At 56.6% G+C, this 22,985-nt stretch carries 25 protein-coding genes and 1 tRNA gene; 5 read left to right on the plus strand and 21 right to left on the minus strand.

Going from position 1 to position 22,985, the window contains the following annotated elements:
• Position 1: 1 nt before the first annotated feature.
• Positions 2-1,438 carry a glycosyltransferase family 2 protein gene (locus DTQ13_RS01205; protein WP_248460840.1) on the plus strand — a complete coding sequence of 479 codons (1,437 nt, stop codon included), beginning with the start codon at positions 2-4 and terminating at the stop codon, positions 1,436-1,438.
• A 17-nt stretch (positions 1,439-1,455) separates the two neighbouring features.
• Here DTQ13_RS01205 and DTQ13_RS01210 read toward each other — a convergent pair whose 3' ends face one another.
• The 3 genes from DTQ13_RS01210 to DTQ13_RS01220 form a co-directional block, all read right to left on the minus strand.
• Positions 1,456-2,619, minus strand: coding sequence for a glycosyltransferase (locus DTQ13_RS01210; RefSeq protein WP_166651600.1), 1,164 nt, complete (start codon positions 2,617-2,619; stop codon positions 1,456-1,458).
• An 11-nt stretch (positions 2,620-2,630) separates the two neighbouring features.
• Complete coding sequence (locus tag DTQ13_RS01215; RefSeq protein WP_192848310.1) at positions 2,631-3,212, minus strand: hypothetical protein; 582 nt, start codon at positions 3,210-3,212, stop codon at positions 2,631-2,633.
• Positions 3,213-3,459: 247 nt separating this feature from the next.
• Positions 3,460-4,011: a DUF4142 domain-containing protein gene (locus tag DTQ13_RS01220; RefSeq protein ID WP_043559799.1), complete on the minus strand. Its 552-nt coding sequence runs from the start codon at positions 4,009-4,011 to the stop codon at positions 3,460-3,462.
• 77 nt (positions 4,012-4,088) lie between these two features.
• Between DTQ13_RS01220 and DTQ13_RS01225 the strand changes: the two genes are divergently transcribed.
• Positions 4,089-4,517, plus strand: coding sequence for a DUF423 domain-containing protein (locus DTQ13_RS01225; RefSeq protein WP_248460841.1), 429 nt, complete (start codon positions 4,089-4,091; stop codon positions 4,515-4,517).
• On the opposite strand, the gene DTQ13_RS01230 is transcribed toward DTQ13_RS01225, so the two are convergent.
• The gene (locus tag DTQ13_RS01230; protein WP_154980861.1) at positions 4,514-4,762 is read right to left on the minus strand and encodes a hypothetical protein; all 249 of its coding nucleotides are present in this window, start codon (positions 4,760-4,762) and stop codon (positions 4,514-4,516) included. The two genes, DTQ13_RS01225 and DTQ13_RS01230, sit on opposite strands and share 4 nt — an antisense overlap.
• Before the next feature lie 239 nt (positions 4,763-5,001).
• On the opposite strand from DTQ13_RS01230, the gene DTQ13_RS01235 reads away from it, so the two are divergent.
• Positions 5,002-5,535, plus strand: coding sequence for a thioredoxin family protein (locus tag DTQ13_RS01235; RefSeq protein WP_043559792.1), 534 nt, complete (start codon positions 5,002-5,004; stop codon positions 5,533-5,535).
• A 52-nt stretch (positions 5,536-5,587) separates the two neighbouring features.
• On the opposite strand, the gene DTQ13_RS01240 is transcribed toward DTQ13_RS01235, so the two are convergent.
• The 10 genes from DTQ13_RS01240 to ffh form a co-directional block, all read right to left on the minus strand.
• Entirely contained in the window at positions 5,588-6,793 is a 1,206-nt protein-coding gene (locus DTQ13_RS01240) for a pyridoxal phosphate-dependent aminotransferase (RefSeq protein WP_181005169.1), read from the minus strand.
• Entirely contained in the window at positions 6,793-7,995 is a 1,203-nt protein-coding gene (locus DTQ13_RS01245) for a pyridoxal phosphate-dependent aminotransferase (protein ID WP_043559786.1), read from the minus strand. The genes DTQ13_RS01240 and DTQ13_RS01245 overlap by 1 nt, the downstream gene beginning before the upstream one ends.
• An 85-nt stretch (positions 7,996-8,080) precedes the next feature.
• Entirely contained in the window at positions 8,081-9,190 is a 1,110-nt protein-coding gene (gene leuB, locus DTQ13_RS01250; RefSeq protein ID WP_248460843.1) for a 3-isopropylmalate dehydrogenase, read from the minus strand.
• Positions 9,187-9,849: a 3-isopropylmalate dehydratase small subunit gene (gene leuD / locus DTQ13_RS01255; protein WP_043559780.1), complete on the minus strand. Its 663-nt coding sequence runs from the start codon at positions 9,847-9,849 to the stop codon at positions 9,187-9,189. The genes leuB and leuD overlap by 4 nt, the downstream gene beginning before the upstream one ends.
• A 2-nt stretch (positions 9,850-9,851) precedes the next feature.
• Positions 9,852-11,294, minus strand: a complete 1,443-nt coding sequence (leuC, locus tag DTQ13_RS01260; protein WP_043559777.1) for a 3-isopropylmalate dehydratase large subunit — start codon at positions 11,292-11,294, stop codon at positions 9,852-9,854.
• Positions 11,295-11,324: 30 nt separating this feature from the next.
• Entirely contained in the window at positions 11,325-11,702 is a 378-nt protein-coding gene (gene rplS, locus DTQ13_RS01265) for a 50S ribosomal protein L19 (RefSeq protein ID WP_043559775.1), read from the minus strand.
• Positions 11,703-11,724: 22 nt separating this feature from the next.
• Complete coding sequence (gene trmD / locus DTQ13_RS01270) at positions 11,725-12,429, minus strand: tRNA (guanosine(37)-N1)-methyltransferase TrmD (protein ID WP_043559772.1); 705 nt, start codon at positions 12,427-12,429, stop codon at positions 11,725-11,727.
• Complete coding sequence (gene rimM / locus DTQ13_RS01275) at positions 12,426-12,968, minus strand: ribosome maturation factor RimM (RefSeq protein ID WP_043559769.1); 543 nt, start codon at positions 12,966-12,968, stop codon at positions 12,426-12,428. Before rimM ends, trmD begins: the two co-directional genes overlap by 4 nt.
• A 25-nt stretch (positions 12,969-12,993) precedes the next feature.
• A complete protein-coding gene (gene rpsP, locus DTQ13_RS01280) occupies positions 12,994-13,347 on the minus strand; it encodes a 30S ribosomal protein S16 (protein WP_043559767.1) in 354 nt (117 codons plus the stop codon).
• 54 nt (positions 13,348-13,401) lie between these two features.
• Positions 13,402-14,823, minus strand: a complete 1,422-nt coding sequence (gene ffh / locus DTQ13_RS01285) for a signal recognition particle protein (RefSeq protein ID WP_248460850.1) — start codon at positions 14,821-14,823, stop codon at positions 13,402-13,404.
• A gap of 450 nt (positions 14,824-15,273) precedes the next feature.
• Between ffh and DTQ13_RS01290 the strand changes: the two genes are divergently transcribed.
• Both DTQ13_RS01290 and DTQ13_RS01295 read left to right on the plus strand, forming a co-directional pair.
• Positions 15,274-16,590 (plus strand): DUF2130 domain-containing protein, encoded by a 1,317-nt coding sequence (locus DTQ13_RS01290; RefSeq protein ID WP_248460856.1) that lies wholly within the window; start codon positions 15,274-15,276, stop codon positions 16,588-16,590.
• Positions 16,591-16,695: 105 nt separating this feature from the next.
• Positions 16,696-16,785 (plus strand) — tRNA-Ser (locus DTQ13_RS01295).
• 160 nt (positions 16,786-16,945) lie between these two features.
• On the opposite strand, the gene DTQ13_RS01300 is transcribed toward DTQ13_RS01295, so the two are convergent.
• From DTQ13_RS01300 to DTQ13_RS01325, 7 genes are all read right to left on the minus strand, one after another.
• Positions 16,946-17,269, minus strand: a complete 324-nt coding sequence (locus tag DTQ13_RS01300; protein WP_248460858.1) for a type II toxin-antitoxin system PemK/MazF family toxin — start codon at positions 17,267-17,269, stop codon at positions 16,946-16,948.
• Entirely contained in the window at positions 17,266-17,490 is a 225-nt protein-coding gene (locus tag DTQ13_RS01305) for an antitoxin MazE family protein (protein WP_248460865.1), read from the minus strand. Before DTQ13_RS01305 ends, DTQ13_RS01300 begins: the two co-directional genes overlap by 4 nt.
• Positions 17,491-18,254: 764 nt before the next feature.
• On the minus strand, positions 18,255-19,580 hold the full coding sequence (locus DTQ13_RS01310; RefSeq protein ID WP_248460867.1) for a virulence-associated E family protein: 1,326 nt from the start codon (positions 19,578-19,580) through the stop codon (positions 18,255-18,257).
• Positions 19,580-20,287 carry a toprim domain-containing protein gene (locus tag DTQ13_RS01315; RefSeq protein ID WP_248460868.1) on the minus strand — a complete coding sequence of 236 codons (708 nt, stop codon included), beginning with the start codon at positions 20,285-20,287 and terminating at the stop codon, positions 19,580-19,582. The genes DTQ13_RS01310 and DTQ13_RS01315 overlap by 1 nt, the downstream gene beginning before the upstream one ends.
• Before the next feature lie 462 nt (positions 20,288-20,749).
• The gene (locus tag DTQ13_RS09240; RefSeq protein ID WP_196424604.1) at positions 20,750-20,911 is read right to left on the minus strand and encodes a helix-turn-helix domain-containing protein; all 162 of its coding nucleotides are present in this window, start codon (positions 20,909-20,911) and stop codon (positions 20,750-20,752) included.
• A gap of 125 nt (positions 20,912-21,036) precedes the next feature.
• Positions 21,037-21,924 (minus strand): hypothetical protein, encoded by an 888-nt coding sequence (locus DTQ13_RS01320; RefSeq protein WP_248460870.1) that lies wholly within the window; start codon positions 21,922-21,924, stop codon positions 21,037-21,039.
• Entirely contained in the window at positions 21,921-22,934 is a 1,014-nt protein-coding gene (locus tag DTQ13_RS01325) for a site-specific integrase (protein ID WP_248460880.1), read from the minus strand. The genes DTQ13_RS01320 and DTQ13_RS01325 overlap by 4 nt, the downstream gene beginning before the upstream one ends.
• Positions 22,935-22,985 lie beyond the last annotated feature (51 nt).

Genomic DNA, 22,985 nt, shown 5'->3' on the forward strand with positions numbered 1-22,985 from the left:
CATGGCCGGGAAACTGGGCATCGGCATCATTACCTATAACCGCAAGGACATCCTGAAGGAGGTCATCGCCAGCATCCGCCGTCATACCCGCACGACATTCGAATTTGTCGTTGCGGATGATGGCTCCACCGATGGTACGCCCGACATGCTGAAGGAGCTGAATGTTCCCTGTGTCACCGGGCGCAACAAGGGCATCTCGTGGAACCGCAACCGTGTCCTCTGGTACCTCAAGGAAGAAAAACGGTGCGACTGGATCCTTATCCTGGAGGATGACTGCTTCCCTACCGTATTCGGCTGGGAGCTGCCTTGGATTGAGGCCATCGAACGCTATGGCCACATCAATTTCATGCCGGAAATCACCATAGAGATCGACAATGACATTTCCTCCGGCAGCGGCACGCCAGAGGATCCTTTCATTGCCCCCATGCATCAGGCCTTCTGTGTTGGCTATCACGCAAAGGCCCTGTCCCACGTTGGGTATCTGGATGTCCGGTTCGAGAAATACGGGGAAGAGCATGTTGAACACACCCAGCGTTTTCTCCGGGCAGGCTATGGCGGCCTGGCACAGCACCTCAGCCCGGAACGTGGCCAGCTCTTCTATCTGAGAGGCGGGTTGAACACCCTTCCCTCCCACAGCCACGGCAATCATGAGCTGGCCATGAGGAACCAGGCCATCCATGATGCCATCCGCCATGAACCGCTCTACCGCCACCCTTGGCGGACCGACGAGCAGATGTTCGAGTTCCGTGAAGAAATCGCCGCAGCCCTTTCACGCCCCTCTCCCGAACCGGGCGGAGAAAGCCTGCAGTTTGACAGCATCATCTCTCTGGGTGGGGATGAGACAGTCAATCAGGCCCTCAACAGATACTTCGGCCGCCCTGGCCCTGGTCTTTTCGACCAGTTTCTTGTGCCATTCCACACTCTGGTCTCACTCTTCCAGAACAGTTTTGCCGGGCTGCTTTCCACCAACTGCCTCTATGGCCATCACAAGGCCCTGCGCTGCCGGGACACGCTGATCACCTACCACAACTGTTTGGACAAGCCGGAAGAAGAACCGGCCAGCGTAGAAAAATTCCATGAGCAGCTGCCTCTTTTACGGCACCGTTTCCATGGCATGATCCAGGAAATTGACACGCTCTGCCGGCAGTCCCGGCGTGTGCTGTTCATCCGCAGCTGGCGGGATGGTCATCTTTATGGCGGACAGCATCGTCCTGCCCATACAGCCACTGCCAATTTCACAGCTCTGGTAGAGGCCTTGGCTGCCCGCTATCCTGCGCTGGACTTCAAGGTCATGTTCGTCAATTTCGGTGATGCTGCCACCGCCGATCAGCGCATGATCTTCGCCAACACGAAAACACCGGACACCTGCTCAAAAGAGGAAGAGCTGGCCGGATGGACAGCCCTGTTCTCCGATTTCAGGATCACACAAAGTTCCTGAAACCGGAATCCTCTCCCTCACAGGTTGGTCAAATGACGCCACGCATGGGCTTCTTCCGGCAGGGTGCCCAGCGTCTGGCCGATGATATAATCGGCCACGGCGCACTCATTGAAAAGGGCATGATAGCGTTGCCATCCCGCCCGGGCGGCATCCTTACGAAGGGTCGGCGCCTTGTGGTACTGGCTGACAAGCTCCACCAGTTCATCAAGACTGCTGAAGAAGGCCATCTCCTGATCAGAGAAGATACGGTCGAAGCCTGTCTGCCGCTCCATGAAGACAAGCTGGCCGTTGCCGATCATCTGTGCAAGACGGTCTGAACTGTAGAGATAATAATCTGCCCTGCGGCTGATATTCAGCCCCATCGCTGTCTGCTCCAGCAAAAGGGAATAAGCAGCTCCACTGACATAAGGCTGCCGACGGACCCCCGCATAAGCAAAACGCACCGACGGGGGCAAGCGCTCCTCCAGCGTCTCGCAAAATTCCTCCATATTCCAGTCCCGTCCACAAATGGTCCGCAACCGGGCTGGATTCCCGCAGGAATAGAAAACATCCGCTTCCGGATATGACAGCGCAAAAGCCTGTCCCCGTTCAACACTGCGATCCACCGGGTTGGGAAGATACCCAACATGCCCCTTCTCCCCTACCACCTGCCGGACAACCGGCCCCGCCGTGGAGATGAAACTGGCATCCACCACCTGATGCCGGGCCGCAAAGTCTTTGGCATTGCTCTCCACGAACAGGGCATCAACATTCCACTGCACCACTGTCATGCCGGGCTGCTGCTGACGCAGCTCCTCAATGACGAAAGGGGGAATCATGTACCCATGCCCCAGCAGAAGAATGTCAGGCGCACTGAACGCCACGAATTCCTTCAGCGCCCGGAAAAGATGATGGCGGCCCATCTTGCGGCTGCCAAACCAGCCACCGGAGCGTGCAACATCCCTGTAAGGAAAATTGATGACGTGATGGCCATTCCGTATCAGGCCATTGGAGAGTTTCCCCCCCACACTGAACTGGGTCGGCGCCTTCTTCTTCAGGCTGAAAAAAAAGTCCCCAACATGAACGATCTTGAGGGGATGTGCCGTCTGCCATTCCCCCCCGTGCCATATCCTGTCGACCATCGCTGCCCCCATTCCGGCTGCCGGAAACCCAGCCATGGCAGAAGAACGTGCAGTCATCATGGCATGGTTGATCAGTCCACCCACCATTGCACAGGTTTCTGGCCCTCGTCATCCACCTCCGCAGGGGCGGCTGGCTTTGCCCTGGTCGGGCTGGCAGCACGACGTGCCTGATGCTCCCGGGCCTGATGCAGCTCGGCCCGCAGGCGCAGGATGCTCTCATCACGCTGCTGGAGAGCCTTCCTGCCTTCCTCCACCTGGAGGCGCAGATGTGTCATCTGGGTATTCACGGCCTGAATCCGCTTGTTCAACGTAGCAAGCTCAGCCTCTACATCATGAACCCGACGCCTTTCCCTTTGCAGGCTCTGCTTCAGCCTTTCCTGCTCCTGCCCGGCCTCTGAGGCAGCCATCACACGATTCGCAGCCCTCTTCTGCGTAGGGCGCCCCAGTGACTGATGCTCCACAACAACCGTATCATCCCCGGAAAAACGACGGCGGCGCCCCACCTGCTGAGCAGATCGGCCACGGGGCGCAGAATGGCCCCTGTAACCATGGCCCGGTGCCCCATCTCCGGCCTCTACGGCAGCTGGCCCGCCCCCCATTTTTTCCAGAGCCTTGCGAAGAGAATTCTCAGTCAAAGGCGAATCGTTCTGCATGTCCTGGTTCGTCGATCCTGATGATATGTCACAACAGAAAAACCTCTTCCTTTTTCCTGCACATCAGGAGCATCACCTGCTCTCAGGAAGACAAGAACCGGTACGGCATTTGTACAGAAAGATATCAGGATAGGTCTTCTACTCTCAATACTAGCCCTTTAACACACCATCAATAAAACGTCAAAAATATGACAAATTTCTGCCATATTATAGGAGGGCGCATCAGCCCCCTTGACGCCAAAGTGCGTCACCGGCGAATCAGACCCAGGCCCTGTTCCTGGCTGCGGTTTAGAAGGTCCAGCGCTGTTCCTGCCAGACTTTTCATGTCTGCCGTGCTGCCACTTTTTTTAGCCTGTGCCAGCGCAGCCCTCTCCCGTGCCGTGGAAGCATGGGTCAACGCATAAAGCAGAGCCCTGTCAAAAGGCCGCCCGTATGACCGGCCCAGCGTGGCCAGACGCTTCTGCTGTATGCCAGACTGCGTCTCGACCAATAAAAGCGTATGGGCTGTTGCCACCTTCTGGGCATCAGCATGCAGTTTGTCGTAATCCTTGGACTGTTGGGCCGCAAACCCCTTGATGAGCTCATCACCACTATGCAACGCAGCCAGATCGGTCGCAGCCTTCATATAGGCAGCACGCAGGTTGATCTGCTGCAACAGCACGGCATCATCGGCAGCCAGCTTCGGTACGGGCGTGACAGGCCCCTTTGGCAAAGGCGGAACCCGCGGAGCTGAAGGCGGCGTGAGACCACACCCCCCCAGAGACAGCAGCCCTGCACAAACCACAAAACGAAATTTCATACGACGTTCCCCCTTCTCATCCTCTCGGGCAGCTGAGACAATGCCCGCATCTCCTTTTCAGCCGGGTTATAATCAATATGCAGAATCATGACAGGGCAATTTCTTCCCGAACAGCCTTCCTGCTGAGAGGCCTGTTCAGTCTCGGAGCCCTCTATGCCAGTCTGGCCGTTGCCTGTCAGGCTGCGGCCACGCATCTGCCAGATACGGTCTTTCCTGTCCCCAATGGCAGAAGCATGATGCACATGGCTGTTGATATTGCCCTCTGGCACGGCATCGCCCTCTGTGCCCTGACACCGGCCAGCCGCTACCTCCACCCGCAACGCCTCGCCTTCGGCTGCACGGGGCTGGCACTGGGGACCAGCCTGTTCAGCATCCCTGTCACGCTGCATGGCTTCGGGATCCTGTTCCCGGCACGGCTGGCTCCGACAGGGGGGACGCTACTTATCCTCTCGTGGCTCTGCGTCGCTTCGGCCGCCTTCATCCGTTCCCCACTGAAAGGCTCCTAACGGCGGCGGACCCGATTCATGAGCCACAGGGCCAGAAGCTGTATCAGCAGGGCAAGCAGGAAACAGGAAAGGACGATTCCGATCAGGATCAGCTGCTCACGCCCCAAGGCCGTTTCGACATGAAACAGACCATAAAGCCGCTGCCACAATGCCGTGCTGACAGCATGTTGCATGAGACGGGTTGCAGGCTGGTAGAACCTGACCACCAGCAGCAGGCCACAGGTAAGCCCAAGCAGAACGACCATCCGCCCCAATGTCGAAAGGACTGAAACCTCCTTGCGGGAAGCAGTATAAAAAATTGGCCGTTTCCGTCTCACCACAAGCACACCATCGCCTTATCAAACCCAAGATTCTACCCTAATTCATGACCTCATGGCTTATCAAGAAAAGCTCGGCGTCCACCCTCTGTTTAACGTCCTGTTGTTACCTTGCCGCTAACAATAGGGAACGAATTCTTCACAAACCCACTGTCTCAGGAGAGATCATGCGTTTTTACCACTCCGCCCTGGCCCTTGCCGGTATGGGCCTTCTCCTCTCCTCCGGTGTTGCGCAGGGTGCCAGCCCAGCCCCAACAGCACCCGCTCCCCTGCCAGACATCAGCAGAATGACCACCATCACTCCCGCCCATGAGCCTTACCCGCCAGCTGACCTGGCCGCCAGACAGGTTCATGAAGCCTTCCTGACCGCCGCCAGAACCAACCGGCGTGTCCTTCTGGATTTCGGAGGGAACTGGTGCCCGGACTGCCGCATTCTTGCAGGCATCTTTGCCGTTCCCTCCGTCAGCCAGTGGCTGGACGAGCACTTCGTGATCGTCCCCGTCAATGTCGGGCATCTTGATACCAACATGGAGCTGGCCCAACAGTATGGCGTGACCATCAAGGCCGTCCCGACGGTCCTGATCCTCACACCCCAGGGCCGCCTGCTGAACCCTGACGGCACCCTCGCCCTCGGTTCGGCCCGCCAGATGGCTCCGCAATCCGTCATCACCCTGCTGAATGAGTGGAACCAGCGTCCCTGAAAACGGAGGGGGGGCCATTCTTTGCCAGCAGCAGACATGGCCCCCGTTTCTGTCAGTCCGTGATTCCCTGCACGAAGCCTGCCAGCCGTCGGCAGGCTTCTTCCAGTTCTTCGTCAGACGCCGCAAAGGACAGGCGCAGATGCGGCCCATAACCGAAGGCTGAACCCGGCACGGTTGCCACGTGAGCCTCCTCCAGCAGGGCCTCCGCAAAGGCCACGTCATCACTCAGCAGACGCCCCCCGGCAGATTTCCGCCCGATCAGGGCAGACAGCCCCGGATAGGCATAAAAAGCACCCTGCGGCAGGGCGCAGCTCAGCCCCTCGATTCGCCGCAAGGCATCAACCACAAGCCCACGCCGCCGTTCGTAGGTCTCACGCATGGCCTGAACCCCGGCAATATCCTCTTTCAGGGCTGCCACGGAACCACCCTGCGCCAGCGTGCAGATGCCTGATGTCGTATTGCCCTGCACCTTGATCATCGCCCTGATGAGCGGCACCGGGCCGCAGGCAAACCCGACCCGCCAGCCTGTCATGGCATAAGCCTTGCTCATGCCATTGATGATGAGGATACGGTCGGCAAGGTCCGGAGCGACATTGAGCAGGGAGAGATGATGCCTGCCATCAAAGGTCAGGTGCTCATAAATCTCGTCGCTCATTACCATGACATGCGGAGCTTCCCGCAGGACGGCGGCAATGGCCTCCAGATCGTCCCGCTCCAGAATGGCACCGGTCGGATTGTTGGGGAAATTCAGCACGAGCCAGCGGGTCCGGGGCGTGATGGCCTTGCGGATGGCCTCGGCCTGGGGCCGGAAACCGTCTTCCTCCCGGCAGGCAATCTCCACCGGCACGCCACCGAACATCCGGGCAATGAGCGGATAGCTGACCCAGTATGGTGCTGGAACGATGACCTCATCCCCATCATCAAGCGAGGCCATGAACGCATTGAAAATGGCCTGCTTGCCACCATTGCAGACCATGAGCTGGTCCAGCGAGACGTCCAGCCCGTTATCCCGCCGGAACTTCCCGGCAACGGCCTCCAGCAGCGGCTTCTGCCCCGGAATGGGCGGATAGCCGGTATGGCCAGCCTTCACTTCCGCCACGGCTCCATCAAGAGCTGCCGCAGGAGATGGAAAATCAGGCTGCCCCAGAGCCAGAGAAATGACCGGTTTGCCCTGCGCTTTCAGTTCACGGGCACGGGCCGCCATGGCGATCGTCGCTGGCGTGGGCAATGTGGCGAGACGCCGGGACGGTCTGAACATCAGGCCAGCCCTCCACAGAAACGGGCAATGCGGCGGCAGGCTTCTTCCAGAAGCTCCGTGCTGGTGGCGTAGGACACCCGGAAATAACCCGGCAGCAGGAAGGCCGTGCCATGAACGGCGGCCACCCCGACCTCCTCCAGCATGGCCTTGACGAAATCTTCGTCACTTTCCAGCACATGCCCGCCTGCCGTGCGCCTGCCCAGAAGCTGCTGCACGGACACGAACACATAAAAAGCCCCTTCCGGCCGGGCACAGGAGAGACCCGGAACCGCAGAAAGGGCATCCACCACGAGATCACGCCGCTTCTGATAAACAGCCACCATCTCGCCAATGAAATCCTGCGGACCGGACACGGCAGCCAGAGCGGCGGCCTGGGCGATGGAGCAGGCATTGCTTGTACTCTGCCCCTGCAGCTTGATCAGCTCCTTTGTCAGGGATACGGGGGCGGCAGAAAAGCCGATGCGCCAGCCCGTCATGGCATAGGCCTTGCTGACGCCATTCATCGTCAGGGTCCGTTCCCGCAGGCGGGGTTCCACCTGCACGACCGTGCAGGCTTCCCGCCCCTCATAGGTCAGCTTCGCATAAATGTCGTCCGTCAGAATCCAGACCTGCGGATGCTCCAGCAGGACATCCGTCAGGGCCTTCAGCTCATCCCGGGAATAGGCACTGCCTGTCGGATTGCAGGGAGAATTCAGCACCAGCCAGCGGGTCCGGGGCGTGATGGCCCTGCGGAGCTGTTCGGCTGTCAGGCGGAAGCCCGTCTCGGGCGTGGTCGGCACGATGACCGGCTTGCCATCCGCCAGCTGCACGATGTCCGGGTAGGACACCCAGGCCGGAGCGGGGATGACAACCTCGTCCCCCGCATTCAGCGTTGCCACCATCGCATTATAGATGACCTGCTTGCCCCCCGTGGACACGCAGATTTCCTCCGGCCGGTAATCCAGACCGAAATCAGCATTCAGCCGTTCTGCCACGGCCTTGCGGAGAGCCGGCGTGCCGGCAACGTCGGTATATTTCGTCTCGCCACGCTGGATGGCCTCGATCGCTGCCTTCTTGATGAAATCAGGCGTATCAAAATCCGGCTCACCAGCAGACAGGCTGATGACATCCCGCCCTTCTGCTTTCAGGGCTCTGGCCTTCTGCGTGATGGCGATGGTCTGGCTTGGCAGGATACGTCCCATCCGTTCGGCAGCGAGTGACATGTCGTTCCTCTTATCATCTCAAAAAAACGCCCGCCCGTGAGACACAGGCGGGCGCATGGCAGTTCATAGCACAATCACCCGGAGATCAGGCGAGTTTCTGAAGTTCCTTCAGCACGGCTTCTCCCATCTCCGCCGTGCTGACACGGCTCTCACCAGCAGCAGCGATGTCCGCCGTCCGCAGCCCGGAAGCCAGAACGTTGGAAACGGCCTGCTCGATCAGCTCGGAATCCGCACCACGATCCAGCGAGTAACGCAGCATCATGGCCAGAGACAGGATCTGCGCCAGCGGATTGGCAATGCCCTTCCCGGCAATATCCGGCGCACTGCCATGAATCGGCTCATACAGGGCGGCCTGCCTGTCCGACCCTTCCGGCGTGCCCAGCGTGGCAGAAGGCAGCATCCCCAGAGACCCGGTCAGCATGGAGGCGAGGTCTGACAGAAGATCGCCAAAGAGGTTGCCCGTGACCATCACGTCAAACTGGCGAGGATCACGCACGAGCTGCATGGCGCAGTTATCCGCCAGCATGTGCGTCAGCGTCACATCGGAATACTCACGCTTGTGCAGGTCCGTGACCACCTCACGCCAGAGCAGGCCGCTCTCCATGACGTTGCCTTTCTCCACGGAGCAGACACGGCCACTGCGCAGACGGGCGAGGTCGAAAGCCACACGGGCCACACGTTCGATCTCGGCGGTCGTATAGACTTCCGTATTCACGCCACGCTTCGTGCCATCCGGCAGGGTCTCGATTCCACGAGGCTCCCCGAAATAGACGCCACCGACCGTCTCCCGTACGATCATCAGGTCCAGCCCACGCACAACGTCCGGCTTCAGCGCAGAGGCGGAAAGCAGCGGGTCGAACAGCTTGGCCGGACGCAGATTGGCGTACAGGTTCAGCTCCTTGCGGAGGCGCAGGATGGCCACCTCCGGCCGACGGTCAAACGGCACGTCCTGCCACGCAGGATCACCGACAGAGCCGAACAGTACGGCATCAGCAGCCTTGGCCTTGGCGATCACCTCATCCCGGATGGGCACATCATGCTTCGCCAATGAGGCCCCACCGACGAGGTCTTCCGACAGGTCAACATCGAGACCACGTTCGGCCTTCAGCCAGTCGATGATCCTGACGGCCTGCTCCATGATCTCCGGGCCGATGCCATCACCCGGCAGCAGCAGGATTTTCTGTCTTGCGCTCATGCCTGCTCTCCCTTGCTACCAATGACACTCTGCGGGCGACCCGGCTGTTTCGTGGACGGCACCCAGGCACGGGATGGACGGGCCTCGAACTCACGGATGGCCTGCTCATGGTTCTTCAGTGTCTGGGCCACATCATCCAGCCCTTCCAGAAGAACCTGGCGACGGAACGGGTCCATCTCGAAAGACACGACCTCACCATCCGGGCGATGGATTTCCTGCTTTTCCAGATCAACCGTCAGGCGGGCATTCTCGCCGTGGCTGGCATCCTCCATCAGGGCAAGACACTGCTCACGGGGAAGACGGATCGGCAGGATGCCGTTCTTGAAACAGTTGTTGTAGAAAATGTCCGCAAAGCTAGGAGCGATCACGCAGCGTATGCCGAAATCCAGCAAGGCCCAGGGGGCGTGCTCACGGGATGACCCGCAGCCAAGATTATCCAGCGTGATCAGGATACCGGCCTTGCGATAGGCCGGCTTGTTGAGCACGAAGTCCGGATTTTCCCGGCCATCAGCATCGTAACGCTGGCCTGCAAAAAGATGCTCGCCCAGGCCTGTTCGGCGGATGGTCTTGAGGAAACGGGCCGGGATGATCTGGTCCGTATCCACGTTCTCCTGTGGCAGGGCGGCAGCAACGCTTGTCAGACGGGTGAATTTTTCCATGATCAGGCGGCTCCTTCTGCCATTGTCGGCTCCAGCAGGTCCCGTGCATCGCACAGTGTCCCCGTCACGGCAGCCGCAGCAGCCATTGTCGGAGAACAGAGATGGGTGCGGCCATCCGGCCCCTGACGCCCCTCAAAATTACGGTTGGAAGTGGAAGCAGAACGCTGCCCGGCACTCAACCTGTCGGGATTCATGCCCAGACACATGGAGCAGCCCGCCTCACGCCATTCAAAACCGGCATCACGGAAAATCCTGTCCAGCCCTTCCTGCTCCGCCGCATGACGGACCAGACCGGAACCCGGCACGACCATGGCCCGTACGCCGTCTGCCACCTTGCGGCCTTTCAGCACGGCCGCAGCAGCCCGGAGGTCCTCAATGCGGCTGTTCGTGCAGGACCCGATGAAAACGACATCCACCGGCGTACCGGCAATCTTCTGACCCGCTTCCAGCCCCATATAGGCCAGTGTGCGGCGGATGCGCTCGGCCTTGGCCGGGTCGGCAAAATCTTCGGGACGAGGCACGGTGCCGGTAATGGGCAGGACATCCTCGGGGCTGGTGCCCCATGTGACGGACGGGCTGATCTCGGCAGCATCCAGCACCACTTCCTCATCAAAGTGGGCACCTTCATCCGTGGCGAGGGTCTTCCAGTACGCCACGGCCTGCTCGAAAGCCTCACCCTGCGGCGCAAAAGGACGCCCCCTGACATACTCAAACGTCGTCTCATCCGGGGCCACCATACCGGCACGGGCGCCAGCCTCGATGGACATGTTGCAGAGCGTCATGCGTCCGGCCATGTCCAGCTTGCGAATGGCCGAACCGGCAAACTCGATCACATGACCGGTGCCGCCTGCCGTACCGATACGGCCGATGATGCTGAGCATGATGTCCTTGGCTGTCACGCCGGGAGCAATCTCACCCTCGACTCGCACGCGCATGTTCTTGCTGCGCTTCTGGAGCAGGGTCTGGGTGGCCAGGACATGTTCCACCTCGGACGTGCCAATGCCGAACGCCAGCGAGCCAAAGGCCCCATGCGTGGAAGTATGACTGTCTCCACAGACGATCGTCATGCCCGGCAGGGAGACGCCCTGCTCCGGTCCGACAACATGCACGATGCCCTGCTGGCGGGACCGCAATGGGAAATAGGGAACGCCGAACTCCTTGACGTTCGCTTCCAGCGTTTCGATCTGGAGGCGGCTCTGCGGGTCTTCCACCGGCTGAGAGCGGTCGGAGGTCGGGACGTTGTGGTCTGCCACGGCCATCGTGGCATCAGGACGCCGCACCGGGCGCCCTGCGGCCCGCAGACTCTCGAAGGCCTGCGGGCTGGTCACCTCATGGAGGAGGTGGCGGTCGATGTAGAGAAGGCTCGTTCCGTCCTCAAGGGCTTTCACCACATGATCGTCCCAGATCTTGTCATACAAAGTTCTAGGGGTAACCGGATTCTGCATTCTCTCTCATCTCCTTATGAGAGCTGAAAATCAGCCCTCCTTTTTGACATCACGCGGACGCTCGGCAATACGGGCGGACTTACCGGAGCGGCCACGGAGGTAGTATAGCTTCGCACGACGGACCTTACCACGGCGAACAACCGTAATATCAGCAATCGTCGGGGAGAAAAGCGGGAAAACACGCTCCACACCCTCACCGTTGGAGACCTTGCGCACCGTGAAGCTGCTGCCCAAGCCACGGTTTGAGCGGGCAATCACCACACCCTCGAAGACCTGTACACGTTCGCGTGTACCTTCAACAACGCGCACGCCAACACGCACGGTATCACCGGCGGCGAATTCAGGAACGCTGCGAATGGCGGAAAGACGCTCCATTTCGCGCGCCTCGTACTGCTGAATGATGTTCATGCTTCAAACTCCCGAAAAAAACTCAACTCTGTTGCTGCTGTTCATACATGGCCCAGAGGTCCGGGCGACGTGTACGGGTCACAGCGATGGATTTCTCATCTCGCCAGCGGGCGATCTCCCCATGATTGCCAGAAAGCAGGACGGGCGGGACATCCCTCCCCTCCCATGTGGCAGGCCGCGTGTACTGGGGGTATTCCAGCAGTCCGGCAGAGAAGCTTTCCTCCTCCCCGCTCAGGGCTGACCCCATCACACCCGGCAGAAGTCTCACACAGCCATCAAGGAGTGCCAGTGCCGGTATTTCTCCCCCGGAAAGGACAAAATCCCCCATGCAGACCTGTTCGACCGCATGTTTCTCCAGCACCCGCTCATCAACCCCCTCAAACCGTCCACAGAGAATGACAACGCCCTCTCCCTGAACGTACCGTGCAATGTCCTTCTGCTCCAGACGATGGCCCCGTGGTGTCGGATAGATCACCGGGCGGCCATCATCTGTCTGCCTCACGCTGGTCAGGGCGTCATCCAGCACGTCCGGCCGCATGACCATCCCTGCGCCCCCGCCAAATGGCGCATCATCCAGGGCCTTGTGCACACCCCGCCCGAACGGACGGAGGTCATGCGTTCTACAGGCCCACAGGTTCCGCTCCAGGGCACGCCCTGCAAGGGAGCAGCCCAGCGGACCGGGGAACATCTCCGGGAAGAGGGTCAGGATGTCAGCCTGCCATGTCATGAGCGGACTTCCACCTCACCAGCCAGATCCCCTTCCACTTCCACGGCTTCCGGCGGAACGACCACGAGGCGTTTCGCCTTCATGTCCACCTCCGGCACGCAGGCCATGGTGAAAGGAATCAGCTGCCCCGCTTCCAGCTCCAGACTGGTGCCAGCCCCATAGTCATGGACACTGACAACACGCCCCACAGTCTCCCCGGAAGCAAGGACGGCTTCCATACCGATCAGGTCGATATGATAGAACTCGTCCTCTTCCACCTCCGGCAGAGCCTCACGGGCAACATAGAGCTTACGGTTCACCAGCTTTTCTGCCGCCGTCCGGTCCGGCAGGGGCTGTCCGTCCTGTCCCAGGACGGCAGCAATGCCCGGTGCCTTCCAGCGTATCTGCCACACGCTGCCCGTCTCATCATGAAGAGGCCCGAGTTCCTCGAGCGTCTCGGGATGCTCCGTTGCCGGGTGCAGGCGCACGAGCCCCCGCACGCCATGCGGACGCCCTATCGTGGCGACCAGAACATCCTGATGTGAAGGACGGTGTGACAAGAAGAAATCTCCCGCTCAGGCCTGATCAGGCCTCGGCTGCCTTGGCGGCTTCAGCAGCCTTGGCAGCACGCTCCTGGGCCTTCTTCTTCGGAGCGGACTTCTTGGGCTGCTCACGGAAGGCCGGCTTCGGTGCCAGACCGGCATGGCCGAGGAAACGGGCCACACGGTCGGTTGCCTGGGCACCCTGCTCCAGCCAGTGCTTGATGCGCTCGTCATTCAGGCGCACGCGGTCGGCGTGGTCGGACGGCAGCATCGGGTTGTAGGCACCCACCTTCTCAACAAAACGGCCATCGCGCGGGCTGCGGCTGTCGGCAACCACAATGTGGTAGTACGGACGCTTCTTCGCACCTGCGCGGGACAGACGGATCTTCAGGCTCATAACAACTCCTGCATCATCAGAACATTACAAAAAGACAGACAGCCAAGAGGACACTCAGCCAAAAGGTGGACGGCCTCCCGGACCTCCCATCCCCTTGAACATATCGCCCAGACCACCGGCACCCCCCATGCCACGCATCAGACCAGACAGGCCGCCCATCTTGTTGAGCCGCTTCATCATGGTGGACATCTCACTGAACTGCTTGAGCAGCCGGTTGACCTCCGGAACACTCGTGCCGGACCCAAGGGCGATACGCTTCTTGCGTGACGCCTTGATGATCTCCGGTGCGCTGCGCTCCTGCGCTGTCATGGAGGAAATGATCGCCTTGTGACGGTTGAAGATGGACGTGTCCAGATCCTTCCCCGCCAGCTTATCCTTCAGCTTGCCCATGCCCGGCAGCATGCCAAGAATGCCGGAAATGGAGCCAAGGCGATTGATCTGATTGATCTGCGAGACATAGTCATTCAGATCAAACTTACCGGCGAGCATCCGCTTGGCAACACGCTCACCTTCTTCCTGATCGAGCTGCTCGGACGCCTTTTCCACCAGCCCGGCGACATCGCCCAGCCCCAGAATGCGCCCGGCAACACGCTCGGGATGAAACTCTTCGAGAGCCTCCATCTTCTCACCGGACCCGGTGAACTTGATGGGCTCTCCTGTCACGGCCTTCATGGAGAGGGCGGCACCACCACGGGCATCACCATCCATGCGGCTCATGATGACGCCGGTCAGGCCGATCTGGTCCTTGAAGGACTGTGCGGTATTGACGGCGTCCTGCCCGGTCATGGCATCGACGACCAGCAGCGTCTCCACAGGCTTCGCCACGTCACGGACCTGACGGACCTCATCCATCAGGGCCTTGTCAATGGCCAGACGCCCTGCGGTGTCGAGAATGACGATGTCGAAGCCTTCACGGCGCCCTGCATCCAGCGCACGGCGGGCGATCTCGACAGGCCCCTGCCCCTGTTCGATCGGCAGGGAGGTGACCAGCCCATCCGTGCGTCCGCCCACCTGCTCGGCGATCTGCTGGAGCTGGAGCTGGGCCGCCGGACGCTGCACGTCCAGACTAGCGAGCAGCACCTTCTTCCGCTCACGGCTGGCGAGACGGAGGGCCAGCTTACCGGCAGTCGTGGTCTTGCCCGCCCCCTGAAGGCCGACCAGAAGATAAGGAATTGGAGCCGGAGCCGACAGGTTCAACGGCACCGCACCAGCACCACCCAGAGCCTCGATCAGCGCATCATTGACGATCTTCGCCACGGCCTGACCGGGCGAGACGCCATCCAACACCTCACCGCCGACAGCACGTTCCTTCACCTTGCTGACGAAGCTACGCACCACCGGCAGGGCCACGTCGGCCTCCAGCATGGCCAGACGGACCTCGCGCATGGCCTCGGTGACGTCACCCTCCGAAAGCCTCTCCCCGCGGGAAAGACCTTCGAAAACTTTCGACATTCTGCCAGAGAGCTGCTCGAACACGGGCTATCCTTAATTCCATGACAAACGCGCCACTGCGCGAACCCTCGCGGAGTGACGTGTCCGTAAACTTCCTACGCCTTTACGGCCTCTCTGGAGTTCCGTCAAGCTTTTCCCGTCTCGGCAGAAGGCAGGATAACTGCCCTCAGCTCACTTTTTTTTACCCTGCCGTTTCCACCTGCCTCCTTTTATCCATAAAATAACAAGATAGCTGATCAGTTTATAAAGAATCTCTTGTCATCCAGCAAAATTAGATTACAAACAATCCAATCCTCGCCCTTGCGGGGATGAACCGATAGCCGATCACCTTATTGGTTCCATTAAAAATGTGTTCCCCGCCCTTGCGGGGATCAAGCAAGGCCACTCCGTAATGAGCCGGCCTGCTTCCCTTCTCTCCAACTATCAGAAAACTGTCTCCCAACTACCTTCCACAATCCTGAAAGAGTTTCCATCATGGCCACACACGACATCACCTGCCCCCACTGCCATAAATCATTTTCACTCGACAATGCAGGCTATGCCGACATCGTCAAACAGGTGCGGGACAAGGAGTTTGCCCGGCAGGTACAGGAAAAACTGGAGGCGGCAGCACGGGAAGAGCAGCTTGCCGCAGAACGGGCAAAATTTGCCCATGAGCAGGAAATGCATCAGGCCCTCCATGCCCGTGATGCTGAAATACAGGCCCTGAAAAGTCAGATTGAACGACACGAAACGGACCAGCAGACGGCCACCCGTCTTGCTGAAGCTGAAAGGAAAGCCCAGCTGCAGGAAGCCGTGCAGGCCAGGGAGACGGAGATCCATCAGCTTCAGGCCCGACTGGCTGCCGGTACGGCGGAAAAGGAACTGGCCGTCACGAAAGCGGTTGAGGCTGTCCAGAAGGAGCGGGACACCCTGCAAAACACACTGAAAGAGATGGAGCTGAAAAATACTCTCGCCGCCTCCCAGCTGAAGGAGCATTACGAACTTCAGCTGAAGGACCGTGATGACCACATCGAACGGCTGAAAGACATGAAGGCCCGCCTCTCTACCAAGATGGTCGGTGAGACGCTGGAGCAGCATTGCGAGGTGGAGTTCAACCGGGCACGGGCGATGGCTTTCCCACGGGCCTATTTCGAGAAGGACAATGACGCCCGCTCCGGCAGCAAGGGGGACTACATCTTCCGGGATGCGGATGAAGGCGGAACGGAAATCATCTCCATCATGTTCGAGATGAAGAACGAGGCTGACAGCACCGCCACCAAAAAGAAGAATGAAGACTTCCTGAAAGAACTGGACAAGGACCGCACGGAGAAGAAATGCGAATATGCCGTGCTTGTCTCCCTGCTGGAACCCGAGAACGAACTGTACAATACGGGCATCGTGGACGTGTCCCACCGCTACCCGAAGATGTACGTCATCCGCCCGCAGTTCTTCCTTCAGATCATCTCCCTGCTCCGCAATGCCTCCACCAATGCGCTGACCTACAAGCGGGAGCTGGAACTGACACGCCAGCAGAATATCGACGTGACCAACTTTGAGGAGAAGCTGGAGACGTTCAAGACCGGCTTCGCCCGCAACTATGACCTCGCACACAAACAGTTCAACACAGCCGTCGAAGAGATAGACAAATCCATCTCCCATCTTCAGAAGATCAAGGACAATCTCCTGAAGTCAGACAACAACCTGCGTCTGGCCAACGACAAGGCGCAGGACGTCACGATCAAGCGGCTCACACGGGGGAATGCGACCATGAAGGCGAAATTCGCAACACTGAGAGAAGATGGAGAGTAATGTCTGGCCCCATCCTTTTGAAACGGGCGCAGCTTCACAGCTTGACGCCCAACGGGTGAATCAGTATCAGGGGCCGTGCCTGCCTTCTCCATGGGAAGGCAGAACGGATGGGTGTCCGAGCGGTTTAAGGAACTGGTCTTGAAAACCAGCGTGCGTGGAAGCGTACCGTGGGTTCGAATCCCACCCCATCCGCCATAAGCACCTCAAAAAATGGCAGTTTCCTGCGCCTTTTGGGGTAAACCTCTTTTCCAGTCCTTACTTTAGACCATACTTCATGCAAACGCATGACAGTTTCCGATTCTGTCCCTGAAGCGTAACCGCCTCCCACATGTGAGAGCACCACGCGGGGAATGCCCTAAGCCATTCCCAGAAATACAGCCAACAGACGCGTAATTTCCACCATCTGATAATCATGAAGCCGCCCAAACGCAGGGCCTACTTTCCCGCGCTGTATGGTCGATGGCTTATCAATCATGATGCTGGACATCTTCTTCAGACCATTAACGCCATCTGGCTCCACTGTCAGCCGCAACAAGGGGGCGTCCTGTATGGTGCTTGTTACGGGCAAAATAACGACACTGGCCGTCTCATGGTAGCTGTCTGCCTGGACAATTAGAGCTGGACGAGGCTTGCCAAGGTCTCCCTGCAAGGCAACCGTGACCAGATCACCCCGCCTCATTCCCAGCCCTCAATCCGGGCAGCGGCCAGCTCAGAGAAAGCCAGATCATCGCCCTGCTTTTCATCGCAAGCCCGTATCAACCGCGCTTGTCGCGATGCTTCGCGGGTGAAATCAGGACGCCTTGTATCAGGCACCCAAAGTTGAACAGGGCGCATACCGGCCCGCTTCATCACTTCCCGATGCTTGCGGACACGTTCATGACTTCTGGTTGTCGATGCCATAGCTTCCTCCCGTTACATGTAACAATAGAGGGGAAAGACCGCCTTTTACAAGGCCGTGAATCTATCCGCTTATCTGGACAGAATGGACACGTCCACACACGCGCAAGACCAGCCCGCCTTTTGATTGTTGATGCTTTTTTATCAAGTGGCAGTGCCTACATCCGACAAAACCAACAGGCTCATGCACGCTCTGAGATGGGGCATTTAAACAGTACACGCGCGCAAGGGCAGAACGCCGGGCATCACATCACGATCAAAAAATCAGTTGGAATAAGTTCATCATATGCTTGGGTGAACAGTACGTGTGCGCACGCGCCTGCAATAAAACAGTAAGAAAGGCAAGACCTAAAATAGGATGGTTAGAGCCTTACAACGAGGAACCAAACTGAAACGTTACCAAAACGCCCTTAATATATCTTTATTTGAATCTAATTCAAGAAGGTTAGGCCAGTTGGACCATGCAGAAAAAAAGGCAGTTTTCTGCTGGCTGTAGCCCTGTCCCAACGTTGGGACAACATTAGGCCAAAAATATGCAAATATTAAAAGATTAGACCAGTTAGGCCAATGTTAGGTCAGCTATAAGCCAGCTTTCTCTAAGGCTGTCCTAACTGGTCTAACTGGCCTAACCTTTTTAAGTAAAATATATAAAAAAATAATCAGTTACAGAAAGTTAATATTAAGACAGCCTAATAAATGCACAAAAAAAAGGACAGAACAAAGGATCGCCCTGCCCTTTAACGGCTTAAAAGACGTGATGCTGTCTTTCAGTCCGCAACCATATGGTTGAATTGCCAGATATAGAAGCGTCCTTTGCCTATCCGTTGCCGCTGTTTCTCACCCCCTAAATTACGTAGGATATTAGAAACTCTCATTTCCATTGCACGGGTCATAGGCAACGAAAGCGCTCTGATGATGCTGGCTACCGTAAAGCCCCCTTTACCGTCTGCATCGGGCAGGGTATCACCCTCGATGAGGTTAATGACGGATTCTTCCAGAATGTCGCTGACCATGCTTTCCCGTCTGATCCGTTCGATTTCTTCTTTCAGGTCTGAGGGCTCACAAGTCTCAAAGGCGGGGTCATAACAAAAAAGCTGGTAAGCCTCTGCCCAAAGCTGGTCCCTGTTTTCTGCCAGCCAGCCAAAGTCAAGGCAGTGTGAGCCTACGTTAATGGGCATGAAGCGGCGGTTACCCGTACCGTCTGTCAGAAACTCTTGCTCATTGGTCGTGCCAATAAAGACGCATCGGCGCGGATAAGTCTGCAATGTACGCCCATAGCTAGGACGATACTTATCTACCATAGCACTAAGAAAGGCTTTGATAGCCTCATTCTCTGAACGCCTTAGAGACGTTAATTCCGATAGCTCTACCCCCCAAACGCCTTGCAGTTCCTGCTTGGCGTCCTTGTCTGCCAGATTGGCGGGCAAGCCTTCTTTGTTCCACTCTCCAAAGAGAATGGCAGAGAAAGTGCTTTTCCCGTTTCCCTGTCCGCCTATCAGAACGGGCAGCCAGTCGAACTTGTAGGGCTTATGCCCTGTAACCAGAGCCCGGCCAATGGCTGCCACCATCCAGCGCCTGCCAATCTCTTGCAGGTAAGCCGTATTCTCCAAAGAGAAAGAATGCGCCCATAAGCTGGAAAGACGTTCTGTGCCATCCCACTGCAAGCCCTCCAGATAAGCCCTGATGGGGTTATAGGTGTGATGGTTGGCACTCACCATCACAAGGGCTTCCAGCGTGTCCTTGTTAGCTTTCAGGCCAAAGCGGCGCATCCACGCACCGAGTAGCTGGACATGGTACTTTTCTAGCAGGATGGGAAAACTGCCCGCATGGGCAACGGGCAAAAAAACGGATGAGAGCTGTGGCAGCTCTTTGGTGATGACGTATTGCAGTGTCAGTTCATTAAAGCGAAAGACACCCTGTAAGTCTGGATGACGGTTTATGGTGTGCTCTAGGGCCTGTTCGTTTGTTAGCTCTTGATTGGCAACTTTACGCATGAGCTCTGCCATAAAGCTATCATCTGGAAGGTATCCAGCGCTTAGAGCCTCTTCGACTATGGCACCGGCCTGCACTAAATCATCAGGCAAATCAGCCATTATGCCGCCCTCCCTGTTACTTGCTTCTGTTCAGGGACTGGCAGGGCATCGGCAATATCCCACCCTTTAGGAAAATAATCAGGCCACCGGATGATCTGGACTGTCAGTGCCCCTGCTTGCCTGGCTAACTCTGCCACGGCATGAGCGTAAGCCTGCCCGGCGCTGTCATTGTCAGGGGCTATCAGTACCTCTCTGCCTGCCAGCGGGCTCCAGTCGCTTTTGTGTGCCCCTTCTGCCCCACCGGATGATGTTGTCACAGCATAGCCCTGCCAGCTTTCCGCAAGAGCGGCTTTATTGGCGGCTTTCTCTCCCTCAACAACCAGAACAGGCGCATCCGCTTTTCCCAACAGGTCAGGGAGATTGTACAGCATCCGTGGCGGTGGCGGTGCCCGAAAATGCCAGCGTGGCAGGTCTTCCCCTTCTAGTTTGCCATATGTCAGCCAGCCAAACTGCTTGCGGGCATTGGGGGGATCGTAGCGGAAGGTGGCAAAGCCTGTTAGGCCGTCACCATCATCATAGCAATAAAACCCCGTAACAGGCGCCTGTTTATACGTCCTAGGATGCGGTATAGCTGCACTATGCCCTAAAGACACCGGAACGGGCGTAAAGTTCATAGACGGCTTTCTATGAGCGTCTAAGCAACTACCACCCACTAACCGGTGGCCGTGTTTTTCTTCATCAGTGAGTGGACGGAATATGTCAGTCATGACCTGACACCTCCATCCCCATCATCCGGGCAAGATTGCGTGCCCCTTCCAGCTTACTGCCTCCAGAGAGAGCGGCGGCTAGATCAATCAGATCACCTTTCCATCCTGTGGCAAAGTCTGCCCCAACACCCTTGCGGATGTTGAACTTGAAGGAACCGACATGCCTGTCAGCCCGTCAGGGAGAAAGGGCTACATATTCGCCACTTTTGACATACCCGCCGGGCGCAAGCCGGGACAATATCGCTATGGTATGAGCTGGCAGGGCAGTTCTTACCCCCTGAAACAGACTCTCATTTTTGTTTGCGCTAAGGTACGCTTGCCGTATATGCTTCCGCATAGGCACTTCCTTTTTAAGTTATTGGGTTGCGCCCATTTGCCGAAACACTCATACCGCCAAGTAAAGATCGTTTCTGCAAATAAACTAAGGTGCCGCTGCTAGTTTGTTCTGGCAGCGGTTTCTTTTTATGACCTGTTATATTTTCCCCGTGTCTCCATCTTGGGGCAAGAAGCAAAGAAGTTCTTTGCATCCTCTAGGGAAATACGGGTTACACGGCCAATCTTGCGGGCCTCAATCTTCCCATCTGCAATCATGCGATACAGGGTAGCAGCGCTCACGCTGTACATTTCACAGAACTGCTTAGGGGAAAGATAGGAAGGTAACTGGTTCACTGGATTTCTCCTTATATTTCAATGGGTCTCACGAAAAGGGTTTGAAGAACTTTCCGATACGAAAAAAGGATAATCGCATTTCATGATGTATCCATTTTTTCTACACGGATGCTCTTTTTCCGTGGGCGGCCACGGCTACGTTTAGATTTTTCCAGGTAGTTTAGGTCATTCTTTATATCTCTAAGAATATTCAATCGGCTTTCGTGAAGCGCTTCCCACTTGTAGTTAATAATTATTTCTACATATTCCAAAGGAGTTTGTTCATGCACCTCAAAGAAATCCTTTGAATTATTCGGAATAACCCTTTCAGAAACCTCTTTTGATAATTGTTCTTCAATGAATCTTATATAATTTTCTTCCTGTTCAATTATTTTCTTATAATTATCTATCTGCTTCATATAATCGTTCTGTGCGCGTTTCCTTTCTGCCCGCTCATCCGATAAACGCGCTAACTTTCCATCCCAAAAATCATACACATCCACTCCCTGAGCTTTACAGATTGCATTGATGCTGGACACTGTAGAATTAAAAATATGTCTTCTATTGTTTATTTTACTGGGAGCACCAATAGCCTCTTTAATATTATTATTAATATAATTATCGCAAATCATATTTATACTATCATCAAACCAATCGTTAATCTGTTTTTTATAATACTTCACTCTTGAAATTGATTCTGAACCATCAGAACAGTGAATCCATTTTTTAAAATTATGCTTTCCCAGACCTAAACTTTTACCAAGAGTAGAACTAATTAAATAATTAATAACACAAGGAATGCCATATGCACCAGAAAATATTATATCCCTTATAATATAAGCCATTATGTTTAGTTCATCATAAGATATGCTTATTGAAACATCACCTTTAGATAAAACATTTATTTCAGACTCTTTCTCATAAGAGGAAAGTGACTTTACTATAGTCTCATAGAATACTTTAAGAATATCTATTCTTGATATTGTCATAATGTCTTTCCTAGTCTTTCAGCCCACGCCTCCATCAATGCCCGGCGCTTAGCGAACATATCCCCCCGGCGATAGGCCCGCTCGACTGTACTACCTACCGTATGGGCAAGGGCTAGTTCTGCCGCTGTAGCGTCATACTCTGTTTCTTCTGCCACCCAATCCCGAAACGTGGACCGCATCCCGTGGACGGTCGCTTTCCTATCCCCTGTCAGGGGGTATGCAGCGTTCTTGAGAGCCTTACTTAAAGCCACATCAGAAAGAGCCGCACCTTTGTTATTGGGGAAAACCAAAGCATCCATGCGCCCATCATAAAGAGGCTTAGCTAATTCCAGCACTGACATAGCCGCATGGGAAAGAGGCACACGGTGCTCCTTGCCAGCTTTCATACGGTGCGCCGGGATCGTCCATACGGCTTCCGTTAGGTTAATTTCCTGCCAGCGGGCTCCACGCACCTCTCCAGAACGGCAAACCGTAAAGGCACAGAAACGAACAGCCAGAGCGCCAACACTTCCCACGTGCTCAAGGTGTTTGATGGCCTGCCCCAATAGATCAACTGTCAGGGCATAATGTGGCTGCTTGCGATCCCGTATCAGCTTAGCTGGTTCTGGCAGGATATGAGCAAGGGGGCCGTTCCATCGGGCCGGATTGTCACCTTCCCGCCACTGTAGGGCAGTTGCATAATCTAAGACCTGTTCTATGCGGTTACGGATGCGCCGGGCCGTTTCCGTTTTGCTTTCCCAAATGGGAAGCAGAACGGCTAACACATCATTCTGTGAAATGGCCGTAACGGGCTTTTGGCCTATAATCGGGAAGGCGTATTGCTCTAGCGTGTTGAGAAATGCAGAGGGGCCTTTAGGGTCTCTCCATTTTACTTTTTGATGCTGAAGATAAGCCTGCACGGCATAGGCAAATGTCTGACCCACCCGGCGCAAATGCTCTGCTTGTTCGCTTTGCCGTTCTTCCAGCGGGTCCACACCATCGGCAATGAGCTTCCGGGCATGACACCCCATCCGCCATAAGGCAGACTTCTCACAAGATCATCTTTCAACGCCTGATGGAAA

The sequence above is a fragment of the Parasaccharibacter sp. TMW 2.1888 genome (genome assembly GCF_023167265.1).
In the GTDB taxonomy this organism is placed as follows: domain Bacteria; phylum Pseudomonadota; class Alphaproteobacteria; order Acetobacterales; family Acetobacteraceae; genus Bombella; species Bombella apis.